General features: G+C 70.9%; 21 protein-coding genes and 1 riboswitch. Of the genes, 18 read left to right on the forward strand and 3 right to left on the reverse strand.

What is annotated here, in order from left to right; translation table 11 throughout:
• The first annotated feature begins 585 nt into the window (after positions 1-585).
• The 15 genes from ACQZOG_RS17120 (at position 586) to recQ (ending at position 18,783) form a co-directional block, all read left to right on the forward strand.
• Entirely contained in the window at positions 586-945 is a 360-nt protein-coding gene (locus ACQZOG_RS17120; protein WP_007490928.1) for an NADH-quinone oxidoreductase subunit A, read from the forward strand.
• A 13-nt stretch (positions 946-958) separates the two neighbouring features.
• The gene (locus tag ACQZOG_RS17125; RefSeq protein ID WP_006133126.1) at positions 959-1,513 is read left to right on the forward strand and encodes a NuoB/complex I 20 kDa subunit family protein; all 555 of its coding nucleotides are present in this window, start codon (positions 959-961) and stop codon (positions 1,511-1,513) included.
• The gene (locus tag ACQZOG_RS17130) at positions 1,510-2,259 is read left to right on the forward strand and encodes an NADH-quinone oxidoreductase subunit C (RefSeq protein WP_033272535.1); all 750 of its coding nucleotides are present in this window, start codon (positions 1,510-1,512) and stop codon (positions 2,257-2,259) included. The genes ACQZOG_RS17125 and ACQZOG_RS17130 overlap by 4 nt, the downstream gene beginning before the upstream one ends.
• Positions 2,256-3,575 (forward strand): NADH-quinone oxidoreductase subunit D, encoded by a 1,320-nt coding sequence (locus tag ACQZOG_RS17135; RefSeq protein WP_033272534.1) that lies wholly within the window; start codon positions 2,256-2,258, stop codon positions 3,573-3,575. The genes ACQZOG_RS17130 and ACQZOG_RS17135 overlap by 4 nt, the downstream gene beginning before the upstream one ends.
• Entirely contained in the window at positions 3,572-4,432 is an 861-nt protein-coding gene (nuoE, locus tag ACQZOG_RS17140) for an NADH-quinone oxidoreductase subunit NuoE (RefSeq protein WP_033272533.1), read from the forward strand. The genes ACQZOG_RS17135 and nuoE overlap by 4 nt, the downstream gene beginning before the upstream one ends.
• Positions 4,432-5,778 carry an NADH-quinone oxidoreductase subunit NuoF gene (gene nuoF, locus ACQZOG_RS17145; RefSeq protein ID WP_033272532.1) on the forward strand — a complete coding sequence of 449 codons (1,347 nt, stop codon included), beginning with the start codon at positions 4,432-4,434 and terminating at the stop codon, positions 5,776-5,778. The genes nuoE and nuoF overlap by 1 nt, the downstream gene beginning before the upstream one ends.
• Entirely contained in the window at positions 5,775-8,279 is a 2,505-nt protein-coding gene (locus tag ACQZOG_RS17150; protein WP_430741625.1) for an NADH-quinone oxidoreductase subunit G, read from the forward strand. The genes nuoF and ACQZOG_RS17150 overlap by 4 nt, the downstream gene beginning before the upstream one ends.
• Positions 8,276-9,649 (forward strand): NADH-quinone oxidoreductase subunit NuoH, encoded by a 1,374-nt coding sequence (gene nuoH / locus ACQZOG_RS17155; protein ID WP_033272530.1) that lies wholly within the window; start codon positions 8,276-8,278, stop codon positions 9,647-9,649. The genes ACQZOG_RS17150 and nuoH overlap by 4 nt, the downstream gene beginning before the upstream one ends.
• Positions 9,642-10,283 (forward strand): NADH-quinone oxidoreductase subunit NuoI, encoded by a 642-nt coding sequence (nuoI, locus tag ACQZOG_RS17160; protein ID WP_033272529.1) that lies wholly within the window; start codon positions 9,642-9,644, stop codon positions 10,281-10,283. Before nuoH ends, nuoI begins: the two co-directional genes overlap by 8 nt.
• On the forward strand, positions 10,280-11,122 hold the full coding sequence (locus ACQZOG_RS17165; RefSeq protein ID WP_033272528.1) for an NADH-quinone oxidoreductase subunit J: 843 nt from the start codon (positions 10,280-10,282) through the stop codon (positions 11,120-11,122). The genes nuoI and ACQZOG_RS17165 overlap by 4 nt, the downstream gene beginning before the upstream one ends.
• Entirely contained in the window at positions 11,119-11,418 is a 300-nt protein-coding gene (gene nuoK, locus ACQZOG_RS17170) for an NADH-quinone oxidoreductase subunit NuoK (protein ID WP_004927567.1), read from the forward strand. Before ACQZOG_RS17165 ends, nuoK begins: the two co-directional genes overlap by 4 nt.
• Before the next feature lie 14 nt (positions 11,419-11,432).
• A complete protein-coding gene (gene nuoL / locus ACQZOG_RS17175) occupies positions 11,433-13,397 on the forward strand; it encodes an NADH-quinone oxidoreductase subunit L (protein ID WP_058916752.1) in 1,965 nt (654 codons plus the stop codon).
• Between the two features lie 5 nt (positions 13,398-13,402).
• Complete coding sequence (locus ACQZOG_RS17180) at positions 13,403-14,974, forward strand: NADH-quinone oxidoreductase subunit M (RefSeq protein WP_033272526.1); 1,572 nt, start codon at positions 13,403-13,405, stop codon at positions 14,972-14,974.
• Complete coding sequence (nuoN, locus tag ACQZOG_RS17185; RefSeq protein ID WP_033272525.1) at positions 14,971-16,623, forward strand: NADH-quinone oxidoreductase subunit NuoN; 1,653 nt, start codon at positions 14,971-14,973, stop codon at positions 16,621-16,623. Before ACQZOG_RS17180 ends, nuoN begins: the two co-directional genes overlap by 4 nt.
• A gap of 186 nt (positions 16,624-16,809) precedes the next feature.
• The gene (gene recQ, locus ACQZOG_RS17190; RefSeq protein WP_430741626.1) at positions 16,810-18,783 is read left to right on the forward strand and encodes a DNA helicase RecQ; all 1,974 of its coding nucleotides are present in this window, start codon (positions 16,810-16,812) and stop codon (positions 18,781-18,783) included.
• Positions 18,784-18,794: 11 nt separating this feature from the next.
• Here recQ and ACQZOG_RS17195 read toward each other — a convergent pair whose 3' ends face one another.
• Together ACQZOG_RS17195 and fahA are read right to left on the reverse strand one after the other, a co-directional pair.
• Positions 18,795-19,733, reverse strand: a complete 939-nt coding sequence (locus ACQZOG_RS17195) for a M56 family metallopeptidase (RefSeq protein WP_033272523.1) — start codon at positions 19,731-19,733, stop codon at positions 18,795-18,797.
• A gap of 156 nt (positions 19,734-19,889) precedes the next feature.
• On the reverse strand, positions 19,890-21,104 hold the full coding sequence (fahA, locus tag ACQZOG_RS17200; RefSeq protein ID WP_230229065.1) for a fumarylacetoacetase: 1,215 nt from the start codon (positions 21,102-21,104) through the stop codon (positions 19,890-19,892).
• Positions 21,105-21,368: 264 nt separating this feature from the next.
• Here fahA and ACQZOG_RS17205 point away from each other — a divergent pair, with 264 nt between their 5' ends.
• Positions 21,369-22,241, forward strand: coding sequence for an HAD family hydrolase (locus ACQZOG_RS17205; protein WP_093550559.1), 873 nt, complete (start codon positions 21,369-21,371; stop codon positions 22,239-22,241).
• On the opposite strand, the gene ACQZOG_RS17210 is transcribed toward ACQZOG_RS17205, so the two are convergent.
• Positions 22,205-22,681 (reverse strand): transglycosylase SLT domain-containing protein, encoded by a 477-nt coding sequence (locus tag ACQZOG_RS17210; RefSeq protein ID WP_203550310.1) that lies wholly within the window; start codon positions 22,679-22,681, stop codon positions 22,205-22,207. The two genes, ACQZOG_RS17205 and ACQZOG_RS17210, sit on opposite strands and share 37 nt — an antisense overlap.
• Positions 22,682-22,684: 3 nt before the next feature.
• Positions 22,685-22,812, reverse strand: a riboswitch (cyclic di-AMP (ydaO/yuaA leader).
• 568 nt (positions 22,813-23,380) lie between these two features.
• Between ACQZOG_RS17210 and ACQZOG_RS17215 the strand changes: the two genes are divergently transcribed.
• Both ACQZOG_RS17215 and ACQZOG_RS17220 read left to right on the forward strand, forming a co-directional pair.
• Positions 23,381-24,391 (forward strand): polyprenyl synthetase family protein, encoded by a 1,011-nt coding sequence (locus tag ACQZOG_RS17215; protein ID WP_430741627.1) that lies wholly within the window; start codon positions 23,381-23,383, stop codon positions 24,389-24,391.
• A 255-nt stretch (positions 24,392-24,646) separates the two neighbouring features.
• Positions 24,647-25,882, forward strand: coding sequence for a LolA family protein (locus tag ACQZOG_RS17220; protein WP_430741628.1), 1,236 nt, complete (start codon positions 24,647-24,649; stop codon positions 25,880-25,882).
• Positions 25,883-25,908: the final 26 nt, after the last annotated feature.

The following is a 25,908-nucleotide window of genomic DNA, read 5'->3' on the forward strand; positions in this document are numbered from 1 at the left end:
CATCGTTACGCCCGAATTGCTCCGCACTTACCACCGGTTTAGGTGGTTGGCCAAGCCCCGCTCCTGAGGGGTCCTCAGAAGTGTGACGGACGTCACGGAACGACGGGGACCTCCAGGGCGTCCGTCGGCCACCTCGGACTTCGTGAACGCGTGCACACGTCCACATCGCGCCTCGGGACCCCTCTGACGTGTGAACGCAGCCTCTATCAAGACAACCTGCCCAACGCCAATTTGCATGCAGAGGAATCGTCTTGATATGGAGACGTCCCTTCCAGGACCCCTCTGAGCTGCAACAACCGGTCAAGATGTCACCTTTGGTGATCACGTGGATGCTTGGCGTGTGAAGATCACCGCTCATCCGACTTCATGATCGTTCGTCAGGTGGTGGAGATCACAAAGCTTGTGCAATACCCCGTGTCGCAGATCACAGACCCACAGGCATAAGATGCGGAGCGGTTGGGCTTGTGACCTGCTTCACATGTTCTCGATCTTCGCCGGGGCGGGCGTGGTTCGTGGGGCTGGTGAGGCGGCGGGCCCGCTGCACAACCGCCAGCAGTCAGTGCCGACTGAGAGGAGCGAGGAGCGGTGAACGCGTATGCGCCCATCCTCGTACTGGGAGCCCTCGGGGCAGGCTTTGCGATCTTCTCCGTGGTCATGGCCACGCTGATCGGTCCGAAGCGGTACAACCGGGCGAAGCTCGAGGCCTACGAGTGCGGCATCGAGCCGACCCCCACGCCGGCCGGCGGCGGGCGCTTCCCCATCAAGTACTACCTGACGGCGATGCTCTTCATCATCTTCGATATCGAGATCGTCTTCCTCTACCCCTGGGCCGTCACCTTCGACGCCCTGGGGCTTTTCGGGCTCGTGGAGATGCTGCTCTTCGTGCTCACCGTCTTCGTCGCGTACGCGTACGTATGGCGGCGCGGCGGCCTGGAATGGGACTGAGGGGCCATAAGTCATGGGACTCGAAGAAAAGCTGCCGAGCGGATTCCTGCTGACCACCGTCGAGCAGGCCGCGGGCTGGGTGCGCAAGTCGTCCGTCTTCCCCGCCACGTTCGGCCTCGCCTGCTGTGCCATCGAGATGATGACCACCGGCGCGGGCCGCTACGACCTGGCGCGCTTCGGCATGGAGGTCTTCCGCGGCTCGCCGCGGCAGGCGGACCTCATGATCGTCGCCGGGCGGGTCAGCCAGAAGATGGCGCCGGTGCTCCGGCAGGTCTACGACCAGATGCCGAACCCCAAGTGGGTGATCTCCATGGGGGTCTGCGCCTCCTCGGGCGGCATGTTCAACAACTACGCGATCGTCCAGGGCGTCGACCACGTCGTCCCGGTCGACATCTATCTCCCCGGTTGTCCGCCCCGCCCCGAGATGCTGATGGACGCGATCCTCAAGCTCCACCAGAAGATCCAGAGCTCCAAGCTCGGCGTGAACGCCGAGGAGGCGGCCCGCGAGGCGGAGGAGGCGGCGCTCAAGGCCCTGCCCACGATCGAGATGAAGGGGCTGCTGCGATGAGCGACGCGAACAACACCCCCGGTGACGGCGTGAACCCCGAGAAGGAGCTCTCCGCCGAAAACCTTCCCGGGCAGCGCGGACAGGGCGGCGAGGAGATCCGCGTCCAGCGCGGCATGTTCGGCGCCAACAACGGCGGCGACACCTCCGGTTACGGCGGCCTGGTCCGCTCGGTCCGGCTCCCGGGACCGGCGGCCCGCCCGTACGGAGGCTGGTTCGACGAGGTCGCCGACGAACTGGAGGGCGCGCTGGAGGAGCAGGACCTGCTCCCGGAGAACGCCATCGAGAAGACGGTCGTCGACCGCGGCGAGATCACCTTCCACATCGAGCGCGAGCACCTCGTGCGGGTGGCGAAGACCCTGCGCGACGACCCCGCGCTGCGGTTCGAACTGTGCACCGGTGTCAGCGGCGTGCACTACCCGAACGACAAGGGGCGCGAGCTGCACGCCGTCTACCACCTGCGCTCGATCACCCACAACCGGGTGATCCGCCTGGAGGTCAGCGCGCCGGACAGCGACCCGCACATCCCGTCGCTGTTCTCCGTCTATCCGACGAACGACTGGCACGAGCGCGAGACGTACGACTTCTTCGGCATCGTCTTCGACGGTCACCCGGCCCTGACGCGGATCATGATGCCGGACGACTGGCAGGGCCATCCGCAGCGCAAGGACTATCCCCTCGGCGGCATCCCCGTCGAGTACAAGGGCGCCCAGATCCCGGCTCCGGACCAGCGGAGGTCGTACTCGTGAGCACGCACGCAACCCCTCGCGAGACCACCGAGGGCACCGTCTACACCGTCACCGGCGGCGACTGGGACGAGGTCGTCGAGACCGCGGCCCGGACCGACGACGAGCGCATCGTCGTCAACATGGGGCCGCAGCACCCGTCCACCCACGGAGTGCTCCGGCTGATCCTCGAGATCGACGGCGAGACCGTCACCGAGGCCCGCTGCGGCATCGGCTACCTCCACACCGGCATCGAGAAGAACCTCGAGTACCGGACGTGGACCCAGGGCACCACGTTCGTGACGCGCATGGACTACCTGACGTCGTTCTTCAACGAGACGGCGTACTGCCTCGGGGTCGAGAAGCTGCTCGGCATCGAGGACGAGGTCCCGGACCGCGCCTCGATCATCCGGGTGCTCCTGATGGAGCTGAACCGGCTCTCCTCCCACCTGGTGTGCATCGCCACCGGCGGCATGGAGCTCGGCGCCACCACGATCATGATCTACGGGTTCCGCGACCGCGAGATGATCCTCGACATCTACGAGCTCATCACCGGCCTGCGGATGAACCACGCGTACATCCGCCCCGGCGGACTCGCCCAGGACCTGCCGCCCGGCGCGGTCGACCAGATCCGCGAGCTCGTCAAGAAGATGCGGAAGAACCTCCCGGAGTACGACAAGCTCGCCACCGGGAACCCCATCTTCAAGGCCCGCATGCAGGACGTCGGTTACCTGGACCTGGCCGGCTGCATGGCCCTCGGCGCCACCGGCCCGATCCTGCGTTCCACCGGCCTCCCGCACGACCTGCGCAAGGCCCAGCCGTACTGCGGCTACGAGACGTACGACTTCGACGTCCCGACCGCCGACACCTGCGACTCCTACGGCCGGTTCCTGATCCGGCTGGAGGAGATGCGCCAGTCGCTGCGGATCGTCGAGCAGTGCCTGGACCGGCTGGAGCCGGGGCCGGTCATGGTCGAGGACAAGAAGATCGCCTGGCCCGCCCAGCTCGCCCTGGGACCCGACGGACTGGGCAACTCCCTCGACCACATCAAGCAGATCATGGGCACCTCCATGGAGGCCCTGATCCACCACTTCAAGCTGGTCACCGAGGGCTTCCGCGTCCCGCCGGGCCAGGCCTACGCGGCCGTCGAGTCACCCAAGGGCGAGCTCGGCGTGCACGTCGTCTCCGACGGCGGCACCCGTCCCTACCGGGTCCACTTCCGCGACCCGTCCTTCACCAACCTTCAGGCCATGGCGGCGATGTGCGAGGGCGGCCAGGTCGCCGACGTCATCGTCGCCGTCGCGTCCATCGACCCCGTGATGGGAGGCGTCGACCGGTGACCACCTCTTCTTCCGAGCGGGGCGTCAGCCTGGGCATGCCGGAACTGCCCGCGCCGGCCTACCCGGACGACGTCCGGGCCCGGCTGGAGACCGACGCGCGGGCGATCGTCGCGCGCTACCCGGACTCCCGGTCCGCCCTCCTGCCGATGCTGCACCTGGTGCAGGCGGAGGAGGGGCACGTCACGCGCACCGGCATGCGGTTCTGCGCCGACATGCTCGGCCTGACCACGGCCGAGGTGACCGCGGTCGCCACCTTCTACACCATGTACCGGCGCCGCCCGAGCGGTGACTACCAGGTCGGGGTGTGCACCAACACCCTGTGCGCGGTGATGGGCGGCGACGCGATCTTCGAGGAGCTCCAGGAGCACCTGGGCGTCGGCAACGGCGAGACCACCGCCGACGGCAAGGTCACCCTGGAGCACATCGAGTGCAACGCGGCCTGCGACTACGCGCCCGTGGTGATGGTCAACTGGGAGTTCTTCGACAACCAGACCCCCGAGAGCGCCAAGCGCATGGTCGACGACCTGCGCGAGGGGCGTCCGGTCGCGCCCACCCGCGGCGCGCCGCTGTGCACGTTCAAGGAGACCGCCCGCATCCTGGCCGGCTTCCCCGACGAGCGCGAGGGCGCCGTCGAGGCCACCGGCAGCGCGGGGCCCGCCTCCCTGATCGGCCTGAAGCTCGCCAAGGGCGAGGCCGCCCCCGCGCGCGTGGTGCACCCGCGCGGCGAGGCGCCGCAGGACGCCCCGCCGCACGAGCCGTCGCCCACCGAGCACCTCAGCTCGCACGACGCGCCGCAGGACACGGCGGCCTCCGACCCGGCCCACCCGTCAGGACCTGCCGCCGAGGAGGGGGAGTGATGACCTTGGCACCCGAACTGAAGGACACCGGCCCGGAGAAGCTGCTCGCACCGGTGCTGTCGGCCTTCTGGGACGAGGACAAGTCCTGGACGCTCGACGTGTACCAGCGGCACGACGGCTACGAGGGCCTGCGCAAGGCGCTCGCCATGACGCCGGACGACGTCATCGCGTACGTCAAGGACTCCGGACTGCGCGGACGCGGCGGCGCCGGCTTCCCGACGGGCATGAAGTGGCAGTTCATCCCGCAGGGCGACGGCAAGCCGCACTACCTCGTCGTCAACGCCGACGAGTCGGAGCCGGGCACCTGCAAGGACATCCCGCTTCTCTTCGCCAACCCGCACAGCCTCATCGAGGGCATCGTCATCGCCTGCTACGCCATCAGGTCGTCGCACGCGTTCATCTACCTGCGCGGCGAGGTCGTCCCCGTGCTGCGCAGGCTGCACGAGGCCGTGCGCGAGGCGTACGAGGCCGGGCTCCTCGGCAAGAACATCCTCGGCAGCGGACTCGACCTCGAACTCACCGTGCACGCGGGCGCGGGCGCGTACATCTGCGGTGAGGAGACCGCGCTGCTCGACTCCCTGGAGGGGCGCCGCGGCCAGCCCAGGCTGCGTCCTCCCTTCCCCGCCGTCGCGGGCCTCTACGCCTGCCCCACGGTGGTGAACAACGTCGAGTCCATCGCCTCGGTTCCCGCCATCATGAACCGGGGCAAGGAGTGGTTCCGCTCGATGGGCAGCGAGAAGTCCCCGGGCTTCACGCTCTACTCCCTCAGCGGCCACGTCGCGAGCCCCGGCCAGTACGAGGCGCCGCTGGGCATCACCCTGCGCCAGCTGCTCGAGATGAGCGGCGGGATGCGGCCCGGCCACCGGCTCAAGTTCTGGACGCCGGGCGGCTCCTCGACACCGATGTTCACCGACGAGCACCTCGACGTCCCCCTCGACTACGAGGGGGTCGGCGCCGCGGGTTCCATGCTCGGCACCAAGGCGCTGCAGTGCTTCGACGAGACCACCTGCGTGGTCCGCGCCGTCACCCGCTGGACCGAGTTCTACGCCCACGAGTCCTGCGGCAAGTGCACCCCCTGCCGCGAGGGCACGTACTGGCTCGTCCAGCTGCTGCGCGACATCGAGGCCGGCAAGGGCCGGATGTCCGACCTCGACAAGCTGAACGACATCGCGGACAACATCAACGGCAAGTCCTTCTGTGCCCTCGGCGACGGCGCCGCCTCGCCGATCTTCTCCTCGCTCAAGTACTTCCGCGAGGAGTACGAGCAGCACATCACGGACCGTCGCTGCCCCTTCGACCCGGCCGCGTCGACGGCCTGGGCCGACCGTACGGAGGTGCACGCATGACTGTGACCACCAACGCTCCCTCCGGAGGGGGAGAGGCGGCGGTCCCGCCCGAGGACCTCGTGACGCTGACGATCGACGGCGCCGAGATCAGCGTGCCCAAGGGCACCCTGGTCATCCGGGCCGCCGAGCAGCTCGGCATCGAGATCCCCCGGTTCTGCGACCACCCGCTGCTCGCGCCCGCCGGCGCCTGCCGCCAGTGCATCGTGGAGGTCGAGGGCCAGCGCAAGCCCATGGCGTCCTGCACCATCACCTGCACCGACGGAATGGTGGTGAAGACGCAGCTCTCCTCGCCGGTCGCGGAGAAGGCCCAGAAGGGCGTGATGGAGCTGCTGCTCGTCAACCACCCGCTGGACTGCCCGGTCTGCGACAAGGGCGGTGAGTGCCCGCTCCAGAACCAGGCGATGTCGCACGGCAACGCCGAGTCCCGCTTCGAGGGCAAGAAGCGCACCTACGAGAAGCCCGTCCCGATCTCCACGCAGGTGCTGCTGGACCGTGAGCGGTGCGTGCTGTGCGCGCGCTGCACCCGGTTCTCCAACCAGATCGCCGGCGACCCGATGATCGAGCTGATCGAGCGGGGCGCGCTCCAGCAGGTCGGCACCGGCGAGGGCGACCCGTTCGAGTCGTACTTCTCCGGCAACACCATCCAGATCTGCCCGGTCGGCGCGCTCACCTCGGCCGCCTACCGGTTCCGCTCCCGTCCGTTCGACCTGATCTCCTCGCCGTCGGTGTGCGAGCACTGCTCGGGCGGCTGCGCCACCCGCACCGACCACCGGCGCGGCAAGGTCATGCGCAAGCTGGCCGCCGAGGACCCGGAGGTGAACGAGGAGTGGATCTGCGACAAGGGCCGCTTCGCGTTCCGGTACGCCCAGCAGCGGGACCGGCTCGACACCCCGCTGGTGCGCAACGCGGAGGGTGAGCTGGAGCCGGCGTCCTGGCCGGACGCGCTGCAGATCGCGGCGCAGGGCCTGCTCGCCTCCCGGGGCCGCACCGGTGTGCTCACCGGCGGCCGGCTCACCGTCGAGGACGCCTACGCGTACAGCAAGTTCGCGCGGGTCGCGCTCGCCACCAACGACATCGACTTCCGCGCGCGCGTGCACAGCACGGAGGAGTCCGACTTCCTCGCCGCCCGCGTCGCGGGACACGGCGTCGACCTGGACGGCACGGGCGTCACGTACACGGCGCTGGAGAAGGCGCCCGCGGTGCTGCTGGTCGGCTTCGAGTCCGAGGAGGAGGCGCCCGGCGTCTTCCTGCGGCTGCGCAAGGCCTGGCGCGCGCACGGCCAGCGCACCTTCGCCCTGGCCACGCACGCCACCCGCGGCCTGACCAAGGCAGGCGGCACGCTGCTCCCGGCCGCCCCCGGCACCGAGACCGAGTGGCTGGACGCGCTGGCGAGCGGCGTCGGCCTGGAGGGCGACGGGGCCGCGGCGGCCGAGGCGCTGCGCGCCGAGGGCGCGGTGATCGTCGTCGGCGAGCGGCTGGCCGCCGTACGGGGCGGGCTCACCGCGGCCGTGCGGTTCGCCACCGCGACCGGCTCCCGGCTGGTGTGGATCCCGCGCCGGGCCGGGGAGCGCGGCGCGATCGAGGCGGGCGCGCTGCCGTCGCTGCTGCCGGGCGGCCGCCCGGCGACCGACCCGCGCGCCCGGGAGGAGGTGGCCGCCCTCTGGGGCGTCGCCGAACTCCCGCACCGCTACGGCCGGGACACCGCGCAGATCGTCGAGGCCGCCGCCCGCGGCGAGCTGCAGGCGCTGCTGGTGGCGGGCGTGGAGGTCGCCGACCTGCCCGATCCGGCCCGCGCCCGCGCGGCGCTCGCCGAGGCCGGGTTCGTGGTCTCCCTGGAGCTGCGGCCCGGCGAGGTCACCGAGCTCGCCGACGTGGTCCTGCCGGTCGCCGCGGTCGCCGAGAAGGCCGGCACCTTCCTCAACTGGGAAGGCAGGGTGCGGCTGTTCGAGGCGGCGCTCAAGCCGGACCAGATGACCCGGCGGCCCGCGCCGTCCGACGCGCGCGTGCTGCAGATGCTCGCCGACGCCATGGACGTGCACCTGGGTCTGCCGGACCTGCGCACGATCCGCTCGGAGATCGACCGGCTCGGCCCGTGGGACGGCCCGCGCGCCGCGGACCCGGTGGAGACCGCGGGCGCCCTGCCCCGGCCGGCCGCCGGCGAGGCGGTCCTGGCGGGGCACCGGCTCCTGCTCGACCTGGGCCTGCTCCAGCAGGGCGACGAGGCACTGGCCGGCACCCGGCACGCCGCGCCCGCCCGGCTGTCGGCCGCCACGGCCGCCGAGGTCGGCGTCAAGGACGGCGACACGCTCGCGGTGACCGGTCCGGCCGGGACGCTCGAACTGCCGCTGTCCGTCACCGAGATGCCCGACCGGGTGGTCTGGCTCCCGCTGAACTCCACGGACGGCGGGGTGGCCTCCGGCACCGGGGCGCTCCCCGGCTCCCTCGTCCGCATCGGCTCGGCGACCCTCGCCGGCGAGGCTCCCCAGGAGGTGGAGGCATGAGCCCGTACCTCGCCGCTGAAGACCTCTCGATGTTCGGCCGCGACCCGTGGTGGCTGATCGCTATCAAGGCGGTCTTCTGCTTCGCCTTCCTGATGGTGACCGTGCTCCTGTCCATCGTGATGGAGCGCAAGGTCGTCGCCTGGATGCAGCTGCGCGTCGGACCCAACCGGCACGGCCCCTGGGGCATGCTCCAGTCGCTCGCCGACGGCGTGAAGCTGATGCTGAAGGAGGACGTCGTCGTCAAGCGCGCGGACAAGGTCGTCTACGTCCTCGCGCCGATCGTCGCGGCCATCCCGGCGTTCATGGCGTTCGCCGTGATCCCCTTCGGCCCGGCCGGCAACGAGATCTCGATCTTCGGCCAGCGCACCACGATGCAGCTCACCGACCTGCCGATCGCGATGCTGTACATCCTCGCGGTCGCCTCGGTCGGCATCTACGGCATCGTCCTGGCGGGCTGGAGCTCCGGCTCCACCTACCCGCTCCTCGGCGGCCTGCGCTCCTGCGCCCAGATGATCTCGTACGAGATCGCCATGGGCGCCGCGTTCGCCTCCGTCTTCCTCTACTCGGGGTCGATGTCCACGTCGACGATCGTCGAGGCGCAGGCCGACCGCTGGTACGTGCTGCTGCTGCCGGTGTCGTTCCTCATCTACATCGTGACGATGGTCGGCGAGGTCAACCGTGCCCCGTTCGACATGCCGGAGTCCGAGGGCGACCTGGTCGGCGGCTTCAACACCGAGTACTCGTCGATCAAGTTCGCGATGTTCATGCTCGCCGAGTACATCAACATGGTGACCGTCTCCGCGGTCGCGGTGACCCTCTTCCTGGGCGGCTGGCGGGCCCCGTGGCCGGTCAGCACCTTCTGGGAGGGCGCCAACCACGGCTGGTGGCCGATGCTCTGGTTCACCGGCAAGCTGCTGACCCTGCTGTTCGGCTTCGTCTGGCTGCGCGGCACGCTCCCGCGTGTCCGCTACGACCAGCTGATGAAGCTCGGCTGGAAGGTCCTCATCCCGGTCTCCCTGGTGTGGCTGATGGCGGTCGCCACGGTCCGGGCGCTGCGGAACGAGAACTACGAGTTCGCCGACATCGCGCTCTACATCGCCGGCGGCGTCCTCGTCCTGCTGCTCCTCTCCTTCGTCGCCGACATGTTCCGCGGCCGGGGCGACGAGAGCGGACAGCCCGCGGACCAGCCTCCGTTCGACCCGATGGCGGGCGGGTTCCCCGTGCCGCCGCTGCCCGGGCAGGAGCTGCCCCCGGTGCCGCGGCGCCGCCCGCGCCACGAGCGGGAGCTCGTTGTCAGTGGCGGACCCGATACTCACAGTGACGAATCCCAGGGCGGTTCTACGGATGGAAAGGAGGCGTCCGATGGCTGAGGAACCGAAGGACACCAAGCCCGGTTTCCTGAACCCGGTGGCCGGCTTCGGCGTGACCTTCAAGGCCATGTTCAAGAAGCGGCTCACCGAGCAGTACCCGGAGCAGCAGAAGACCACGGCCCCGCGCTTCCACGGACGGCACCAGCTCAACCGCCATCCGGACGGCCTGGAGAAGTGCGTCGGCTGCGAGCTGTGCGCCTGGGCCTGTCCCGCCGACGCGATCTACGTCGAGGGCGCGGACAACACCGAGGAGGAGCGCTACTCGCCCGGCGAGCGGTACGGCCGCGTCTACCAGATCAACTACGCCCGCTGCATCCTGTGCGGGCTGTGCATCGAGGCGTGCCCGACGCGCGCGCTGACCATGACCAACGAGTTCGAACTGGCCGACTCCAGCCGGGCGAACCTCATCTACACCAAGGAGCAGCTCCTCGCCGGCCTGGAGGAGGGCATGGTCGAGGCGCCGCACGCCATGTACCCGGGCACGGACGAACAGGACTACTACCGCGGTCTGGTGACCGAGGCCGCGCCCGGTACCGAGCCTCAGGTCGCCCACTCCAAGGGCGAGGTGGTGCAGGAGGCCGACTCGACCTTCGGTCCGGAGGAGCCCGCCTCGGAGAAGGTGATCGGGCGATGACCGAGCAGCTCGCCGCCTACTCGACCTCCACCGGCGAGGCCGTGCAGTTCTGGATCCTCGGCACGGTCGCCGTGATCGGCGCCCTGTGCACCGTCTTCATGCGGCGGGCCGTGCACAGCGCGCTCTGCCTCGCCGGGACCATGATCATCCTGGCTGTGTTCTACCTGGCCAACGGCGCCTACTTCCTGGGCGTCGTGCAGATCGTCGTCTACACCGGCGCGATCATGATGCTGTTCCTGTTCGTGGTGATGCTCGTCGGCGTCACGGCCGCGGACTCCCTGAAGGAGACCATCAAGGGCCAGCGCTGGCTGGCCCTGCTGTGCGGCCTCGGCTTCGGCGTCCTGCTGGTCGGCGGCATCGGCAACGCCGCGCTGACCGAGTTCGGCGGCCTCGCCGAGGCCAACGCAGGGGGGAACGTCCAGGGCCTCGCCTCCCTGATGTTCACCCGGTACGTGTTCGCCTTCGAGATCACCGGCGCGCTGCTCATCACGGCGGCCGTCGGCGCGATGGTGCTCACCCACCGGGAGCGCACCGAACGGGCCCGGACGCAGCGGGAGATGGCCGAGCAGCGCGTCCGCGAGGGCACGTACCTGCCGCCGCTGCCCGCGCCCGGCGTCTACGCCCGGCACAACGCGGTCGACATCGCGGGCCTGCTGCCCGACGGCACCCCCTCGGACCTCACCGTCAGCAAGACGCTGCGGGACCGCGGCCAGGTCCGTGACGTGTCCCAGGAGGCGCTCAACGACCTGCGGGCGCTGGAGCAGCGCGCGGAGGAGCGCCTGGAGCGCCGCGCGATCGAGCCGCCGACCTTCAAGCGGGCCGAGGAGGCGTCGAAGTGAATCCCGTCAACTACCTGTACCTGGCGGCGCTGCTGTTCACCATCGGCGCCACCGGTGTGCTGATCCGGCGCAACGCGATCGTGGTGTTCATGTGCGTCGAGCTGATGCTCAACGCCTGCAACCTCGCGTTCGTCGCCTTCTCCCGCATGCACGGCAACCTCGACGGCCAGATCATCGCGTTCTTCACGATGGTCGTCGCCGCCGCGGAGGTCGTGGTGGGGCTGGCGATCATCGTGTCCCTGTTCCGTTCCCGCCACTCGGCCTCGGTCGACGACGCCAGCCTGATGAAGCTGTGAGGGGCTGCTGAATCGTGGAGAACCTGATTGCGCTGCTGGTGGCGGCGCCTCTGCTCGGAGCGGTGGTCCTGCTGTGCGGCGGCCGCCGGCTGGACGCCGTCGGCCACTGGATCGGCACGGTCCTGGCCGCCGTGTCCTTCGCGCTCGGCCTGGTGCTCTTCACCGACCTGCTGGGCAAGGGCGCCGAGGACCGTACGGTCGTGCAGCACCTGTTCAGCTGGATCCCGGTGGAGGGATTCCAGGCGGACGTCGCCTTCCGGCTCGACCAGCTGTCGATGACGTTCGTGCTGCTGATCACGGGCGTCGGCTCGCTGATCCACCTCTACTCCGTCGGGTACATGGAGCACGACGAGCGGCGCCGCCGCTTCTTCGGCTACCTGAACCTCTTCCTCGCGGCGATGCTGATCCTGGTCCTCGCCGACAACTACCTGCTGCTGTACGTCGGCTGGGAGGGCGTCGGTCTCGCCTCCTACCTGCTGATCGGCTTCTGGCAGCACAAGCCCAGCGCGGCCACGGCCGCGAAGAAGGCCTTCCTGGTCAACCGCGTCGGTGACATGGGCCTGTCCATCGCGATCATGCTGATGTTCCTGTGGTTCGGCACCTTCGCCTTCGGGCCGGTGCTCGGCGGCCACGGGGAGGCCGCTCTCGCCGGTGAGGCGGGCGAGGGCAAGCTGACCGCGATCGCCCTGATGCTGCTGCTCGCCGCGTGCGGCAAGTCCGCCCAGGTGCCCCTGCAGTCCTGGCTCGGGGACGCGATGGAGGGCCCGACCCCGGTGTCGGCCCTCATCCACGCCGCGACCATGGTGACCGCGGGCGTCTACCTGATCGTCCGCTCGGCGGCCGTCTTCAACGGCGCGCCGGACGCCCAGCTGGTGGTCACCATCGTCGGCGCGGTCACGCTGCTGTTCGGTGCGATCGTCGGTTGCGCCAAGGACGACATCAAGAAGGCGCTGGCCGGCTCGACCATGTCGCAGATCGGCTACATGGTGCTGGCCGCAGGCCTCGGCCCGATCGGCTACGTCTTCGCGATCATGCACCTGGTGACGCACGGCTTCTTCAAGGCCGGGCTCTTCCTCGGCGCCGGTTCGGTCATGCACGGCATGAACGACGAGGTCGACATGCGCCGCTACGGCGGCCTCAGAAAGTACATGCCGGTCACGTTCGTCACGTTCGGGCTCGGCTACCTCGCGATCATCGGCTTCCCGGGCCTGTCCGGCTTCTTCTCCAAGGACAAGATCATCGAGGCGGCATTCGCCAAGGGCGGCACCGAGGGCTGGATCCTCGGCGCCTGCGCCCTGCTGGGCGCGGCCGTCACCGCGTACTACATGACGCGCGTGATGCTGATGACGTTCTTCGGCGAGGAGCGCTGGCGCAACGCGCCCACGCCGTCCCCCGCCTCCCCCGATGTGGAGCCGGCCGCCGAGACGCGCGGGGAGTACGAGCCGCCGCACCCGCACGAGTCGCCGAAGGTCATGACGGTCCCGATGATCGTGCTGGCCGTCGGGTCGGTCGCGGGCGGCGCGTTCTTCAGCATCGGCGACCGCTTCATCCACTGGCTGGAGCCGGTCACCGGGCACGCCCACGGACACCCGCCGGTCAGCGCGCTGACGGTGACGCTGTCCACGGTCGCCGTGATGGTGATCGGCGTGGCGATCGCCTGGGCACAGTACGGACGGCGCCCGGTGCCGGCCGTCGCCCCGCGCGGTTCGCTGCTCACCCGGGCCGCCCGCCGCGACCTGTACCAGGACGACTTCAACCACGTGGTCCTGGTCCGCGGCGGCGAACACCTCACGCGCTCGCTGGTGTACGTCGACCACACCCTGGTCGACGGGGTCGTCAACGGCACGGCCGCCTCCGTGGGCGGTCTGTCCGGGCGGATGCGCAGGCTGCAGAACGGCTTCGCGCGGTCCTACGCGGTCTCGATGTTCGGCGGCGCGGCGGTCCTCGCCGCCGCGACCCTGCTGATGAGGGCGGTCTGATACCGATGTCCTTTCCTCTCCTGACAGCGACGGCGGCGCTCCCGGCCATCGGGGCGATCGCCACGGCCGCCGTACCGGCCGCGAAGCGCACGGCCGCCAAATGGCTGGCCCTGCTGTTCTCGCTGGCCACCCTCGCCCTGGCGGTCACCGTCCTGGTCCGCTTCGACCCGGACGGCGACCGCTACCAGCTCACCGAGTCCCACTCCTGGATCGCCGACTTCGGCGTCCGCTACGAACTGGGCGTCGACGGCATCGGGGTGGCGCTCATCGCGCTGACCGCGCTGCTGATGCCGTTCATCGTGCTGGCCGGCTGGCACGACGCCGACCCGCTGGAGACGGGCAGCAGGCGGTGGCGGCCGACGCAGGGCTTCTTCGCCCTGATCCTGGCCGTCGAGGCGATGGTGATCATCTCCTTCGCGGCCACCGACGTCTTCCTCTTCTACATCTTCTTCGAGGCCATGCTCATCCCGATGTACTTCCTCATCGGAGGCTTCGGGGACCGTGCGCACAAGGACGGCGAGGAGAAGGCGGCCACCCAGCGGTCGTACGCGGCGGTGAAGTTCCTCCTCTACAACCTGGCCGGCGGTCTGATCATGCTGGCCGCGGTGATCGGGCTGTACGTGGTCGCGGGGAACTTCTCCCTCACCGAGATCGCGCAGGCCCGGGCGAACGGCGAGCTGGAGATGGCGACCAGCACCGAACGCTGGCTGTTCCTCGGCTTCTTCTTCGCCTTCGCGGTGAAGGCGCCGCTGTGGCCGCTGCACACCTGGCTGCCCAACGCCATGCAGGAGTCCACCGCCCCGGTCGCCGTGCTCATCACCGCGGTGGTCGACAAGGTGGGCACCTTCGCGATGCTCCGCTTCTGCCTCCAGCTCTTCCCGGAGGCCAGCAAGTGGGCGACCCCGGTGATCCTGGTGCTCGCGGTGATCAGCATCATCTACGGCGCGCTGCTCGCCGTCGGCCAGCGCGACATCAAGCGGCTGATCGCCTACGCCTCGATCTCGCACTTCGGCTTCATCGTGATGGGCATCTTCGCGATGACCAGCCAGGGCCAGTCCGGGGCGACGCTCTACATGGTCAACCACGGCATCTCGACCGCCGTGCTCATGCTGATCGCCGGGTTCCTGATCTCCCGGCGCGGCTCGCGGCTCATCGCGGACTTCGGCGGTGTGCAGAAGGTGGCCCCGGTGCTCGCCGGCACCTTCCTGATCGGCGGTCTCGCCACCCTCTCGCTGCCGGGCCTCGCGCCCTTCGTCAGTGAGTTCCTGGTCCTGGTCGGCACGTTCACGCGCTACCCGGTGATCGGCATCATCGCCACCTTCGGCATCGTGCTCGCCGCTCTCTACACGCTCGTCCTCTACCAGCGGACGATGACCGGCCCGGTGAAGCCCGAGGTCGCCACGATGCCCGACCTCAGGGTGCGGGAGATCGCGGTGGTGGCGCCGCTGGTCGTGCTGCTGGTGTTCCTGGGCGTCTACCCGAAGCCCGTCACGGACATCGTGAACCCGGCGGTGAAGCAGACCTTGTCCGACGTACAGAAGAAGGACCCCCAGCCCGAGGTGGAGGCGGCCAAGTGAGCGCAACAGCAGCCGTCCACAGCCTGTGGACAACCGCGGCCGATCCGATCGCCAAGATCGACGCACCCAAGATCGAGTACGGGCAGCTCGCGCCCACGCTGATCGTCGTCGGCGCGGCGCTCGTCGGGGTGCTGGTCGAGGCGTTCGTGCCGCGCAAGTCCCGCTACTACGCGCAGATGTTCGTCTCCGCGGTCGCGCTCGTCGCCGCGTTCGCCGCAGTCGTGGCGCTCGCCGCGGACGGGTACGCCACCACCAAGGCGGGCATCGCCGCCATGGGCGCGATCGCCGTCGACGGACCGGCGCTCTTCCTCCAGGGCACGATCCTGCTGACGGCGCTGGTGGGCCTGTTCACCTTCGCCGAGCGCCGGCTCGACCCGGAGGCGCACGGCAACCGCGTCGACTCCTTCGCCGCGCAGGCCGCGGCCGTCCCCGGCAGCGACGCCGAGAAGCGGGCCGTCAAGGCCGGGTTCACCACCACCGAGGTGTTCCCGCTGCTGCTCTTCGCGGTCGCGGGCATGCTGGTCTTCCCGGCGGCCAACGACCTGCTGACGCTGTTCGTGGCGCTGGAGGTCCTCTCCCTCCCGCTGTACCTGCTGTGCGCGCTGGCCCGCCGCAAGCGGCTGATGTCGCAGGAGGCGGCGGTCAAGTACTTCCTGCTCGGCGCGTTCGCCTCCGCGTTCACGCTGTTCGGCATCGCCCTGCTGTACGGCTACGCGGGCTCCATGTCGTACGCGACGATCGCGCAGGTCGTCGACGGCACCGTCCCGGAGGTCACCCCGGCGCTGGCGAACACCATGGGCAACGACGCGCTGCTGCTGATCGGCGCCGCGCTGCTGGTCATGGGCCTGCTGTTCAAGGTCGGCGCGGTGCCGTTCCACATGTGGACGCCCGACGTCTACCAGGGCGCGCCCACCCCGGTCACCGGCTTCATGGCGGCGGCCACCAAGGTCGCGGCGTTCGGCGCCCTGCTGCGCCTGCTGTACGTGGTGCTGCCCGGTCTGCGCTGGGACTGGCGGCCGGTCATGTGGGGCGTCGCCATCGTCACCATGCTGGCCGGCGCGATCGTGGCGATCACCCAGACCGACATCAAGCGCCTGCTGGCCTACTCGTCGATCGCGCACGCGGGCTTCATCCTCGCGGGCGTCATCGCGGCCACGCCGTCGGGCATCTCGTCGGTGCTGTTCTACCTGGCGGCCTACTCCTTCGTGACGATCGGCGCCTTCGCCGTGGTCACGCTGGTGCGGGACGCGGGCGGCGAGGCGACCCACCTGTCCCGCTGGGCGGGCCTGGGCCGGCGCTCCCCATTGGTCGCGGCGGTGTTCGCGGTGTTCCTGCTGGCCTTCGCGGGCATCCCGCTGACCTCCGGCTTCGCCGGGAAGTTCGCCGTGTTCAAGGCGGCGGCCGAGGGCGGGGCGGTCCCGCTGGTCGTGGTCGGTGTGATCTCGTCGGCGGTCGCGGCGTTCTTCTACATCCGCGTCATCGTGCTGATGTTCTTCAGCGAGCCGCGGCCGGAGGGCCCGACCGTCGCGGTCCCGTCGCCGCTGACCATGACCGCGATCGCGGTCGGTGTGGCGGTCACGGTGGTGCTCGGTGTGGCGCCGCAGTACTTCCTGGAGCTGGCCGGGGACGCGGGGGTGTTCGTGCGCTGACGCGCCCCGCCGCTCGTACGACCGCGGCCCGGCACCCCGCACGGGGGCGCCGGGCCGCGGTCGTTCCCGGTCGCATCCGCTCAGGCACGGAGCGTTCCGGGCGGGCCTGTGGACAACTCCGGGCCTGTCGGTCCGGACGCCTATGGTGGACGCAGTGGCCGAGGTACGGCCGCGGGGGACGGGACGATGCACGGGACGGACGGTGTCGCCGGGATGGCAGTGACGGACAGTGAGGCGCTGGCTGCGCTGCACCGGGTCTTCGGCTACGAGACCTTCCGCGGCGAGCAGGAAGCCGTCGTCGACCATGTGATCGCCGGCGGCGACGCGGTCGTGCTCATGCCGACCGGCGGCGGCAAGTCGCTCTGCTACCAGATCCCGGCCCTGGTCCGGCCCGGCACGGGCGTGGTCGTCTCCCCGCTGATCGCACTCATGCAGGACCAGGTCGACGCCCTTCGGGCGCTCGGCGTGCGGGCCGGCTTCATGAACTCCACGCAGGACTTCGACGAGCGGCGGACGGTCGAGGCGGAGTTCCTCGCCGGCGAGCTCGACCTGCTGTACCTGGCGCCGGAGCGGCTGCGCCTGGACAGCAGCCTGGACCTCCTCTCGCGCGGCAAGATCTCCGTGTTCGCCATCGACGAGGCGCACTGCGTCTCCCAGTGGGGACACGACTTCCGGCCCGACTACCTCACCCTCTCCGTGCTGGGGGAGCGGTGGCCGGACGTGCCCCGCATCGCCCTCACCGCGACCGCCACGGACGCCACGCACCGGGAGATCACCGAGCGGCTGGGCATGCCGGACGCCCGGCACTTCGTGGCCAGCTTCGACCGGCCCAACATCCAGTACCGCATCGTGCCGAAGGCCGACCCGCGCAAGCAGCTCCTCGCCTTCCTGCGCGAGGAGCACGCGGGGGACGCGGGCATCGTGTACTGCCTCTCGCGCAACTCGGTGGAGAGGACCGCCGAGTTCCTGACGAAGAACGGCGTCGAGGCCGTGCCGTACCACGCGGGGCTCGACGCGGGGACGCGCCAGGCGCACCAGGCGCGGTTCCTGCGCGAGGAAGGCCTGGTCGTGGTGGCGACCATCGCCTTCGGCATGGGCATCGACAAGCCGGACGTCCGCTTCGTCGCCCACCTCGACCTGCCCAAGTCGGTCGAGGGCTACTACCAGGAGACGGGCCGCGCCGGCCGCGACGGCCTGCCGTCCACGGCGTGGATGGCGTACGGGCTCAACGACGTCATCCAGCAGCGCAAGCTGATCCAGTCCGGCGAGGGCGACGAGGCGTTCCGGCGGCGGGCGGGCCGGCACCTGGACGCGATGCTCGCCCTGTGCGAGAGCGTGCGCTGCCGCCGCGGCCAGCTCCTCGCCTACTTCGGCCAGGAGCCGTCCGGGGAGAACTGCGGCAACTGCGACACCTGCCTCGCCCCGCCGGAGACCTGGGACGGCACGGTGGCGGCGCAGAAGGTGCTGTCCACGGTGGTGCGCCTCCAGCGGGAGCGCGGGCAGAAGTTCGGCGCGGTGCAGATCGTGGACATCCTGCTGGGCCGCCGCACCGCCAAGGTGATCCAGTTCGACCACGACCAGCTGTCCGTGTTCGGCATCGGCGAGGAGCTGAGCGAGGCCCAGTGGCGCGGCGTCATCCGCCAGTTGCTGGCGCAGGGCCTGCTGGCGGTCGAGGGCGACTACGGCACGCTGGTGCTCACCGAGGCCAGCGGGTCCGTGCTGCGGCGCGAGCGGGAGGTGCCGCTGCGCAAGGAGCCCGAGAAGCCGGCGTCGGCCAAGGGCGCGGGCAGCCGGGGCGAGCGCAAGGCCAAGGCCGCCGCGGCCGAGCTGCCCGAGCCGCTCCAGCCGGCGTTCGAGGCGCTCCGCGCCTGGCGCGCCGAGACGGCCAGGGAACAGGGCGTCCCGGCGTACGTGATCTTCCACGACGCCACGCTGCGGGAGATCGTCACGGTGTGGCCCACCTCGGTGGAGCAGCTCGGCGGGATCAGCGGCGTGGGCGAGAAGAAGCGGGCGACGTACGGGGAGGGGGTCGTGGAGGTGCTGGCCGGGCTGTCGGCACCGGGTTCCGCAGCGGCACCGGCCGCCGCCGCGCCCGACGCGTCGGCCGAGCTCCCGGCGCCCGAGGACGACTGGCCCGACGAGGAACCCGACTGGACCTGAGCCCGCACGGCTTACGGCAGCGCCGTCAGCCCCGGTGCGAACGTGATCAGCAGGGGGACCAGCGGCACCAGCGACGCCACCGCGGTCGTCAGGGCGCGGTGGCGGCGGCCCAGCCGCGGAGGCGGCTCCAGGAGGCGGTCCACGCGCTCGCCGAGCAGCCGGTGGCTCGAGGAGCAGGACAGCACGCCCCGGTGCTGGTTCAGCTCGATCAGCGCCAGCGCGGTGGTCAGGTGCCCGCAGCGGCGGGAGGCCGTGTCGTCGGCGGCCAGCTCCACCAGCCGGTGCGTCTGCTCGCAGAAGTGGGCGAACAGCGGGACGCGCGGGAAGCCCGCCGCCAGCGCCGCCGACAGATGCAGCAGCCAGTCGTGGCGGGCCCGGGCGTGACCGCGCTCGTGCGTGAGGACCGCGTCGAGCTGGTGGTCCGTGAGCCGCTGCAGCGCACCGGTCGTGACGATCAGCTGGGGCGGGCTGCCCGGCATCCACCAGGCGTCCGGGTACTCCTCCTCCAGCACCAGCAGCGGCCCCCGCCCCTCGGGGAGCCCCGCCGGAAGGTCGGGCGCGCGGTCCCGCAGGTGCGCGCGGGCGCCGGCGCGACGGCGGCGGGCCTCGACCAGCTCGCGGGCGAGCATCGCGGTGGTCCAGGCGGCGCCCCCGGCCAGCAGCACGGTGAGAACGGTCGTCCACGGCGAGGCGTGCGACAGGTCGTAGGCGGCGGTCACGGCGGGCGGCGCCGGCGCGAACAGCTGCGCGCGGACGGTGCCGAAGACGGCGGCGGCGCCCAGCGCCAGGGCGGTCAGACAGCACAGCAGCACGGTGGCCACCAGGCACTGCCACACCCACAGGGCGACGACCGGCTCCCGTTCCGGCCACTTCGCCCGGGTCAGCAGGCGGGGGACGGGCAGGGCGGCGGTCACGGCGACCACGCTCAGCAGGAGCAGGCAGTACGTCATGCCACGGGCTCCGGATCCTGTCGGAAGAAGCGGCTCGGGACGTGCGGTGGTGCGGGCCGCGCGGCGTGGAGAACGACGCACCGCCCGACGCCAAGTATGACGGCGAAGGGCGGTGCGAGTCAGCGTGGTTGTACGCCTCGGCAAGGGCCGGAGGGGTCAGGACGCGGGGACCACCCGTCCCGTCACCTCGCCGAGGCCCACCCGCGCCCCGTCCGGACCCGGCGCCCAGGCGGACAGTGTCACCACGTCGCCGTCCTCCAGGAACGTCCGCTTGCCGTCGGGGAGTTCGAGCGGGTCGCGGCCGTTCCAGGTCAGCTCCAGCAGGGAGCCGCGCTCCCGCTCGGTGGGCCCGCTGACCGTGCCGGAGCCGTAGAGGTCGCCGGTGCGCAGGGAGGCGCCGTTCACCGTCATGTGGGCGAGCTGCTGGGCGGCCGTCCAGTACATGGTGGAGAAGGGGCACTCGGAGACGTCGTGGCCGTTGATCGTCACGGTGATGCGCAGGTCGTAGCCGCCGGGCTCCTCGCCGGAGTCGTCCAGGTAGGGCAGCAGGTCGTGGGTGCGCGCGGGCGGGGCGACGCGGGCCTCGTCCAGGGCGTCCAGCGGGGTGATCCACGCCGACACCGAGGTGGCGAAGGACTTGCCGAGGAACGGGCCGAGGGGCACGTACTCCCAGGCCTGGATGTCGCGGGCGGACCAGTCGTTGAGCAGGCACAGGCCGAAGACGTGGTCGCGGTAGGCGCTCAGCGGGACGGTCCTGCCCTGCTCGGAGGGGACGCCGACGACGAAGCCGACCTCGGCCTCGATGTCCAGCCGCACGGACGGGCCGAAGACCGGGGCGGGGTCGGCGGGCGCCTTGCGCTGTCCGGAGGGGCGCACGACGTCGGTGCCGGACACCACGACGGTGCCGGAGCGGCCGTGGTAACCGATCGGCAGGTGCTTCCAGTTGGGGGTGAGGGAGTCCTCGGCGTCGGGGCGGAAGATCTGCCCGACGTTCCGCGCGTGGTTCTCCGAGGCGTAGAAGTCGACGTAGTCCGCGACCTCGAACGGCAGATGGAGGGTCACCTCGGACAGCGGGTGGAGGAACGGCTCGACGGTCTCCCGGTGCGCCGGGACCGTCACCCACGCGGTGAGCGCGCGGCGCACGTCCGACCAGGCCGTGCGGCCCGCCGCCAGCAGCGGGTTGAGGGTGGGGCGGGCGAGCAGGGAGGCGTAGGGGGAGCCCAGGGCGTGCGCCGCCGCGCCGGCGTCGAGGACGTGGTCGCCCAGCCGGACGCCCACGGTGCGCTCCGCCGAGCCGGGGAGCGAGAAGACGCCGTACGGCAGGTTGTGCGGGCCGAAGGGGTCGCCCTCGGGGACATCGAAGGGGGGCATCGGGTGCTGCCTCGCTTTCGTGTGCGCGGGTGGGCCACGTGTCCGTGGCCGTGCCACACGTTACGGGGTCGCGTCCCGATGGGCCCCTGTTATCAGGGACGACTCCCGGAGCCGGGGGCCCGTGGAGCGCACCGTGTTCCGGTCAAAAGGGAAAACAGGTCTCAACCGGTCGCGTATCGGCGGCACAAGAAGGCAAAACGCACCCAATGCGCGGGCATACGGGCGCGGTGAATCGGACGGTCCTCTTGTCCGTATTCTCTGATCATGGCCGCACCCACCGATTGTTCTCTCATCGCCACCGACCTGGACGGGACGCTGCTGCGCGGTGACGACACCCTCTCCGACCGCTCCCTCGCCGCCCTCGCCCGGGCGGAGCGGGCCGGTGTCCGGCACCTCGTGGTGACCGGCCGGCCGGCCCCCAGAGTGCGGTCGCTGCTCGACGACCTCGGCTGCACGGGGCTCGCGGTGTGCGGACAGGGCGCGCAGGTCTACGACGCCGCCGCGCGGCGGATGCTGTGGTCGGTCCGGCTGGACCGGGAGCTGGCGGAGACCGCGCTCGGCAAGATCGAGGCCGAGGTGGGGGAGGTGTACGCCGCGGTCGACCAGGACGGGGTCGACGGGCTGACGCTGATCGAGCCGGGCTACCGGATGCCGCACCCGAAGCTGCCGTCGGTGCGGGTGGAGCGGCGGGACGACCTGTGGGAGCGGCCGATCAGCAAGGTGCTGCTGCGCCACCCGGAGCTGTCGGACGACGCGCTGGCGGCGGCGGCCCGGTCGGTGGTCGGCTCGCTGGCCACGGTCACCATGTCGGGGCCGGGCACGGTGGAGCTCCAGCCGTGCGGGGTCACCAAGGCGACCGGTCTCGCGCTGGCCGCCGAGCACCTGGGGCTGCGCCCCGAGGACACGGTCGCCTTCGGGGACATGCCGAACGACGTCCCCATGTTCCGGTGGGCGGGCCACGGCGTCGCCATGGCCAACGCGCACCCCGAGCTGAAGGCGGTGGCCGACGAGGTCACCCTGTCGAACGAGGACGACGGCGTGGCCGTCGTCCTCGAGCGACTGTTCGGGCAGACGGCCGCTCTCGGCCGTCAGAGGTCGGCTCAGTACGCGCCGAAGACGTTGTCGATCGAGCCGTAGCGGTCGGCGGCGTAGTTGCAGGCCGCGGCGATGTTGGCGACCGGGTCGAACGGGTCGAAGGCGGTGCCGGGCACGTGGTACGCCTGGAAGGTCGGGTCGATGACCTGGAGCAGGCCCTTCGACGGGGTGCCCTTCACGGCGTTGGAGTCCCACAGGTTGATGGCGGCCGGGTTGCCGGACGACTCCCGCATGATGTTGCGGTGGATGGAGTCGTAGGAGCCGGGGATGCCGTTCTGCGCCATGACGTCCATCGCCTCGCGGATCCAGCCGTCGAGGTTGTCCGGGTACGCGGTCGTGGAGGCGGCGGCCGTGGCCTGGGCCGAGGGGGCCGCGGAGGCGCTGGTGGCGCCGAACAGCGGCAGCGCGACCACGGCGACGCCGGTGCCGGCGACGGCGAGGGAGCGGACGAGGCGGCGGCGCGACGAAGCGATGACGGGCATGTCTGGGTTCCTCTCCTACGCCTGCGAGGTGAGCTGTCGGGTTCGGGCGGGAGAGTGCCCGGCCGTGCCCCTGCGGGCATGGCTTCACCCCGAGCCGTCCCGGCGCGTGTCCGGTACGGCGACTTACCTGGGTCCCCCGCTCCTGCCGTGCGTGAGTTGGTCGTCGGGTGTGATGCGGGTGGCGGCAGGACTCGGCGTCCACCCGGCAGGCCCGGAACGTATGCGAGAGCACATGTCGGGAACAAGTGCGACGATCACGCCACACCCCGTTTGATCTTGGAATGGGTGGTTTTGCGTGCTTGATCCTTTGCGATCGCCAAGCGTCAACTCCGTTGTGTGGAGCGGGATGACGGACGTGTGCGAGGGTGTCCCGGAGGCCGTCCGGCGCGTGACTCACCTCACGGGACGGTGACCGTGAGCGCATTTGTGGCCAAGGGGAATTAGCCCACCAATGACGGCAAATCGGACTCAGGGGTGGTGCAGGATGGTGCGCGGGTCACTGTGTCCGGGAAGCCGAGGTATGTCCGTTGTTATCAGCCGATCAAAAACACTCCGCTTCTGATCCCGTATCGCCCTGCTTGTGACCCCGGGCCCTGGCGGTGATCGAAACCTGACCGGATACGCTGACTCGAGTGGTGGCAGCGACCTATCGACAAACCGTGTAACCGCCAGCAGACACCAGCAGACAGGAGACCCCTCGTGACCGTCGTCGGGCCGTTCGGGCTGAGCGTGCGGGACCAGGCTCTGGAAGCCGATGTCCAGGCCGGATTGACGGCTGTCGAGGAAGGGCTGCTCGAAGCCACCAAGAGCGAGGTGCCGTTCATCACGGAGGCCGCCCAGCACCTGGTGCGGGCCGGCGGCAAGCGGTTCCGTCCGCTGCTCGTCATGCTCGCCGCCCGGTTCGGCGACCCCTACGCGCCCGGCATCGTGCCGTCGGCCGTCGTGGTGGAGCTCACCCACCTGGCCACGCTGTACCACGACGACGTGATGGACGAGGCCGAGGTGCGGCGCGGGGTCGCGAGCGCGAACGCCCGCTGGGGCAACTCGGTCGCCGTGCTCACCGGCGACTTCCTCTTCGCCCGCGCCTCCCACATCCTGGCCGACCTCGGCCCGGAGGCCGTGCGGGTGCAGGCCGAGGCGTTCGAGCGGCTGGTCACCGGCCAGATCCTGGAGACCGCGGGCCCGCAGGACGGCCGCGACCCGGTCGACCACTACCTGGACGTGCTCGGCGGCAAGACCGGCTCCCTCGTCGCCGTCTCCTGCCGGTTCGGCGCGATGATGTCCGGCGCCGACGAGACCGTCGTCGACGTCCTCACCCAGTACGGCGAGCGCCTCGGTGTCGCCTTCCAGCTCGCCGACGACGTCCTCGACGTCGCCTCCGACTCCCACGAGTCCGGCAAGACCCCCGGCACCGACCTGCGCGAGGGCATCGCCACCCTCCCCGTGCTGCGCCTGCGCGAGCGTGCGGCCCGGCTCGGGCTCGCCGAGGACCTCGCCCTGTGCGAGCTGCTCGACTCCGACCTCACCGACGACGCCCGGCACGCCGAGGCGCTGCGCCTGCTGCGCGCCCACCCCGCGCTCGGCCAGGCCCGCCGGGACACCGTGCGCTACGCCGAGGAGGCGCGCGCCGCCCTCGCGCCGCTGCCCGAAGGGCCCGCCAAGTCGGCGCTCGTCGAGCTGTGCGACGCCGTGGTGCACCGGGCCGGCTGACCCGCCCCCGCCGTCCCCCGTACGCCTCCGGTCCCCGGGTGACCCCTACGGGGCGGGGCAGGCGCCCTCGTCCCGTGTCATACCGCAGCAGTACGCGGAGTTGAGCCCGCGGTCTGACGCTTCCGTCCCCCCGATTTGGTCAGATGGACCACGACGGAGAACACCACTTCTCACCGGTTCGGGTGAGAATGGCGGCTCGGGCCGAACTGGTGCGAGGACACGGGACGGAAGCCGCCGCGACGACGGAGGGCACACATGGCACCGTACGAATCCGACGACACGACGACCGCGGGGGAGGAGGAGCCGCGCGCCGGGCGCCGCAAGGCCGCGCGGTACGTGGTCCCCGTCACCGTGATGGGCGTGGCGGCCGCGACGATCGGACTCGTCCCGGCGCTCGCCGACTCCGGCGACCCCGACCTGCCGGACATCACCGCCGCACAGCTCATCGAGAAGATCGCGCAGTCGGACGTGGAGCGGCTGTCCGGCACCGTGAAGATCACCACCGACCTGGGGCTGCCGAACCTCGGCGGGCTGGAGAGCGGCCTGCTCTCCGGCGCCACGGGCGGCGGCGACGGCGAGGGCGGCTCCTCCGCCGACCCGTCCGGCCGGCTCACCGAACTGGCGTCCGGCACGCACACCCTGCGCGTCGCCGCCGACGGCCCGGACCGCCAGAAGCTGTCCCTGCTGGAGAACGCGGCCGAGTACAGCCTCATCCACAACGGCAAGGACGTCTGGGGCTACGACAGCGCGTCCAACGAGGTCTACCACGCCACCGTCGACGAGGCGGACGCGAAGGAGCGGAGCGCGCAGCAGCCTCCGGCCACGCCGAAGGACTTCGCGGAGGAGGCGCTGAAGGCGGTCGACGACACCACGTCCGTGAAGGTCGACGGCACCGCCCAGGTGGCCGGCCGCGACGCCTACCGGCTGGTGGTCGAGCCCAAGCAGTCCGGTTCCACCGTCGGCGCCGTCAGTATCGCCGTGGACGGCGAGACGGGCATGCCGCTGAAGTTCACGCTCACCCCGTCGAGCGGCGGCTCGGCCGTCGTGGACGTCGGCTTCACCAAGGTGAGCTTCGACCGGCCCGACGCCTCCACCTTCGAGTTCACCCCGCCCAAGGGCGCCAAGGTGACCGAGGACACCGAACAGGACCGGGGCCACGGCGACTTCGGCTTCGACAAGCAGCAGCGGGGCCCGAAGTCCGAGGAGGACCTCGCCAAGGGCCTCGACGGACTGCGGATGCTCGGCGAGGGCTGGAACACCGTCGCCGCCTTCGACACCGGCGCCGGCGCCGGCCTGCCCACCGAGGAGGAGGTCGGCGGCGACCTCGGCGGCTTCCTCGGCTCGCTCGGCGACCAGGTCAAGGGCGACTTCGGCAAGGGCACCGTGTTCAGCACCCGCCTGGTCAACGCCCTCATCACCGAGGACGGCAAGGTCTACGTGGGTACGGTCACCAAGGACGCGCTGGTGAAGGCGGCCGAGGCGGGGAAGTAGTCTCCCCGGACCCACGGGCTGGGGAA

This window comes from Streptomyces sp. P13-3-3, assembly GCF_050571355.1.
Classification (GTDB): Bacteria; Actinomycetota; Actinomycetes; order Streptomycetales; family Streptomycetaceae; genus Streptomyces; species Streptomyces althioticus.